Origin of the sequence: Gemmiger formicilis (assembly GCF_016901605.1) — a bacterium.
Classification (GTDB): Bacteria; Bacillota; Clostridia; order Oscillospirales; family Ruminococcaceae; genus Gemmiger; species Gemmiger formicilis_B.
Map to the genome: position 1 here is coordinate 1 of NZ_JACJKP010000210.1, position 4170 is coordinate 4170.

The 4170-nt window shown below is 50.5% G+C and carries 5 protein-coding genes; 3 read left to right on the plus strand and 2 right to left on the minus strand.

Going from position 1 to position 4170, the window contains the following annotated elements; all coding sequences use genetic code 11:
- The 3 genes from H6B10_RS12910 to H6B10_RS12920 form a co-directional block, all read left to right on the plus strand.
- The coding region (locus H6B10_RS12910) for a hypothetical protein (protein WP_204651981.1) at nt 1-659 on the plus strand (659 nt) is incomplete at its 5' end.
- Nucleotides 660-951: 292 nt separating this feature from the next.
- Nucleotides 952-2403 carry a response regulator transcription factor gene (locus H6B10_RS12915; protein ID WP_243427382.1) on the plus strand — a complete coding sequence of 484 codons (1452 nt, stop codon included), beginning with the start codon at nt 952-954 and terminating at the stop codon, nt 2401-2403.
- 19 nt (nt 2404-2422) lie between these two features.
- Entirely contained in the window at nt 2423-2872 is a 450-nt protein-coding gene (locus H6B10_RS12920; protein ID WP_007048418.1) for a hypothetical protein, read from the plus strand.
- 159 nt (nt 2873-3031) lie between these two features.
- On the opposite strand, the gene H6B10_RS12925 is transcribed toward H6B10_RS12920, so the two are convergent.
- Nucleotides 3032-3502, minus strand: coding sequence for an RNA polymerase sigma factor (locus H6B10_RS12925; protein WP_040918711.1), 471 nt, complete (start codon nt 3500-3502; stop codon nt 3032-3034).
- A 423-nt stretch (nt 3503-3925) separates the two neighbouring features.
- On the minus strand, nt 3926-4170 hold a 245-nt coding region (locus H6B10_RS12930), incomplete at its 5' end, for a hypothetical protein (protein ID WP_204651982.1).

Here is a 4170-nt window from a genome sequence, read left to right on the forward strand (position 1 = left end):
AAAGCGGCCTGTTAAAAACACCAGCTTCCTGCTATGATAAAAAACGAAAAGTTCACATGATGGAAGGCCGGCCAGGACACAGAATGTCCAAAAAGCTTCAGCTGGCCTTTTCGGAACGCAGGATCAGAAAGGGGATATATCGTATGTATGCAAGGTTCAGGCCGTACCATCTCATTGGCGCCATCGGGGGGTTCCTCACTGCCCTCACCGCCATTATTAGCTTGGCAGTTTCCACATCGTACTACATAAGCGCAGAATGGGTCATTATTGTAAACATGCTGCTCATTGGCTCCAACGGGTTAATCGCAACCTATTTCTTTGGCGCGTTCAGCGCTTCCCGTGACAGCCTCATCAAAGTAGGCAGCCTGATCGCGGGGATAGGTCTTGGTTTTAATGTCCTGATCTCAATTCTCCAGATGGCGGGTGTGTATGTTTTTGTTCTGGCCCTTCTTGGGGCTCTCGTTATGATGGCAGGGGTTGTGATCGCCTGTATCAAATTCATTATGCTCTTCCAGAGAGACGCTTTTGTCGTGGTGTTCTGCGTGTTTATTTTCCTGGGGCTTCTGCTGTCTTTATTCTGGACGTGGGCAAGCCTGATAAGCGGCGCTGGGCTGGGCGCCCTGCTGATTTATTTTTACGTCCACAATATCACCTACTAGACAGCTTCTCTCATTCAGGATATTTCCTTGTTTACCGCAGCTACACCGTGTGGCCGCGGTAAAACGGCATGTGCGGGCGCAAAAAACCGGTAGTTCCCGGATGCGGAACGCAGCTCCAAAAATATACGGTTTTATCCAGGAGAATCCCTGGTTTAGGTCAAACAGGAAGGATTGTATATTCCGCAAAAACGTCAGCGAAAAAAAGTCTCTAACCGACCGAAATCGTTGAAAATCCATGCCGTTTATAGTATAATAGTTTATAATTGTACCATTGCGGAGAAAGGGGGGTGGAATGGGACGTATGGTAATAATAAAGAAAAGCTTCACAAATCCAAAATCCATTTATGCGATTCTGCTGCTTGGTATTTTTACTTTTCTATTTCTTGGCGCCGAGTACCTATATGTGAATATGATCTCGCTTACGGCAGGGGAAGAAAAAACGGTGATTGCGCAAAACTACGCGTTAGGAATAAGCGCTGTCGGTTTTTTGCTCTATCCGCTGTTTCATCGCTTTTTGAAAAGGCGGGTACAAATCGTTGGACTTTTTATCCTTGCACTAGCAGCGGCAGTATGCAATTTTTTGGTTCAAAAACATGTTTCTTATTCGTCCACTCTGCTCTCCGGAATGGCATTGTTCCTGTTTCTGGGGATATTGGGAAGCGCGGCCCACTACCTGTTTTTCAAACTGGCGAAGGATCGCACGCATCTGGCGCGTATGGTTGGTATCTCCTATGCCCTTGGGATCTTCCTGCAGTTTCTAAATAACAATCTTGTGGATCTAGAAACTGCGGAAGCCTTGATACTTTCACTCTTTGCCCTTGTAGCGTTAGCGCTGTTACTGAAGGCAGAAAGGCTTTGCCGCCAGGAAAATGCAGAAGCGGAAGAACCCCAGTCCCCCGCCATAGAGGCCATAGAGGAGGATGGGAAGGGAACCCGAAAGAAGATCGCCGCCGGCGGATTCCTTGCACTGCTTGTAATCCTGATGGCATGTATCTTCAGCACGCTGGACAACGCGGTCACCATGCATCATGCAACAGGCACTGACATCGGGCAATGGCCGCGGCTTTTGCTGGCGGTAAGCGGCCTTTCTGCCGGCTTTCTTTTTGATATCCGAAAGCGGAAATTTATGACCATGATGATGTACTGCGTCATGCTGATGTCCGTCATCTGTGTGGTAGTACTCAAGCTGGGCGGCCCGTTTTTGATCGGCCTGATCGTATTTTATCTTTCGGCTGGATTTTTTGTGGTATTCTTCACCACCAGCTTTCTGGATTTTGCCCGCCATATGCCCACGCCAGCGCTGTGGGCCGGTATGGGGCGCGCCATGAATAACGTGAGCGCCGCTTTGCTTGCCAACGCCTCTGTAGCGCTGCTTGTTTCTGACAGCAATGGCATGGCGTCCATCATTCTGGCACTGGTCCTGTTTGTGGCCGTCAGCGTAGTCATCTATCTTTATACTGCCTGGATGCCGGTTTCATCCGGCGCCCCCAAGGATATCCCGGCAGACCTGGACCCTCAGGAAGCGTTCCGTCTTTTGTCGGAGCTGTTTATCCTTACGCCCAAGGAAACCGAAGTATTTGACAAGCTGGTCAATTCAGAGGAAAGTATTCAGGAGATCGCAGATGGACTGTATCTATCCCGGCGAACCTGTCAGCGGCATATCGCAGCGATCTATGAGAAAGCGGGTGTAAAATCACGCATGGGATTGTACCAGCTCTACATAGAAAAACAGCGCAGGCCATGACAGCCAGAAAGGGGTTCGGATGAAGAGGATTAAAATTGCTGTTTTGCTGGTATTATTGTGCGTACTGGCGGGGTGTTCCCCAAAAGACACATCGCTTCGGGCCTATTGTACCGAAAGCCAGCAGGAATTTCTGGATCAGTCGCTGGAAGAGCTGCCGGTCGCGCTTACCTATCGTCACAACGATAACATCCTGGGACGCTACGAAACGACGGATGAAGAAATCATCTCCGAAATCCTGCAGGCATTACGGGAAACGACCATTGTATCCAAAGCTTTCAGCGGCTCTACAGACAGCCGGATCCTGGAGTTTGAGACAGCGGATGGGGATACCTGCCTCTTCTGGTTTGATGAAAACCGGTTCCATGGCGCCGGCGGAACATCCTATGTGCTTTCCGGCGACGAGGAGATCTGGGATCTGGCGCGGAAAATTCAGGAAACATATCCGGAATACAGGGAAGCGATGGAGTAAAAAGGCAGATCGAAAAAGCCGGGTGTTCCTTGCTTGTATGCAGCTAAGGCCGCGTAAGCAGGGAACGCCCGGTTTATTTATATTCGTTTTTCAAACGAGAGGGAGCCTCGGGTTTGGCTTCATTTGTTCGCTTTCCCCTTCCACACAAAACTCAACCCTCTATTTCAGAAATTTCCGGATTTTTTTCAGAGCTGCCGCTATGGACTTCTGTACCGCCTGATAGCTGCACCCTTCCCGCACCGCAATCTCCTCATAGGTAAGCCCGTCAAAGAAATACATCTGCAGCCTTCTTTTCTGGACTTCCGGCAGCTGGTTGACGCCCTCCCGGAGCGCCTGCGTCTGCATGGATTCATAGACGGCGTCCTCCACCGGGGCCGGCTCCTGTGCCGAACGACGGCTCAGCAGCTCTTCGTTCAGCTCGGTCCAGTCAAGGTGCCTCTCCTGCTCGTTAAGGAAGGAGAGATCGTCCAACTCAAACCGGTCAAACACGGCATAGAGCTTCACATCCAGTTCCAGCCTGTGTGGTACGCCCTGGCCGTCCCTGAAAGATAGATAACATTTCCCGTCGATCATCGACAGGGTATAGGGGTTATACTTGTCCTTTCTTCTCTTTGGATGCCTGTCATCCATCTCTTTGTCCTCCAATCAATCGTTTTTGAGTGAATCAAAACGATTGACCGGTGGACTTCGGCAATGAAATCCGCCATGATACGCAAAAGCGCCCACAGCAAGATTGCTGTAGGCGCAAAGCGGCACTATGGGGCGGTTTGAATCGCAGCGGTTCGGTGGGGTGGCATAAAATGGCCGCAAAAATCCTGTAAGGTCTGATCGTAAGCCTGATAAGAAAAAACGCCGCCCTCCCGGTCGGAAGGCGGCTTGCGTTGTATGGTTCGCATACATGGACAGCCACCCGCCTGCGCTGTATTTCCGGCGTTTTTAACCTACGGAAATCTATACTAACAGGCGGGCGTCTCAGCTCGTGACTCGTCTGCGACTCATCTGCAACATATTTTTGGCCTCATCCGCGTCTCATTTCAGGCTCACCTCCGGCTGTCAGATAATCATATTCGGACATGTTTGTTTTATCCTCTGGATATGCGCCTCCGTGAGATGCCGCTTGATTCCTGTATAAAAGGCATTTGCAGTTCCTGCTCCCGATTGCTGGTAGAGCAGTATGGTCAAGTGCATATTCAGGCTACTGTTAAACGGGTCAAAGGCCAGTGCGGCTTTGGCCGCCTTGTGCGCATAGACATACTCGCCACACTCGGTCTGGCGTTCTATATACCGGCCGGCGAGCC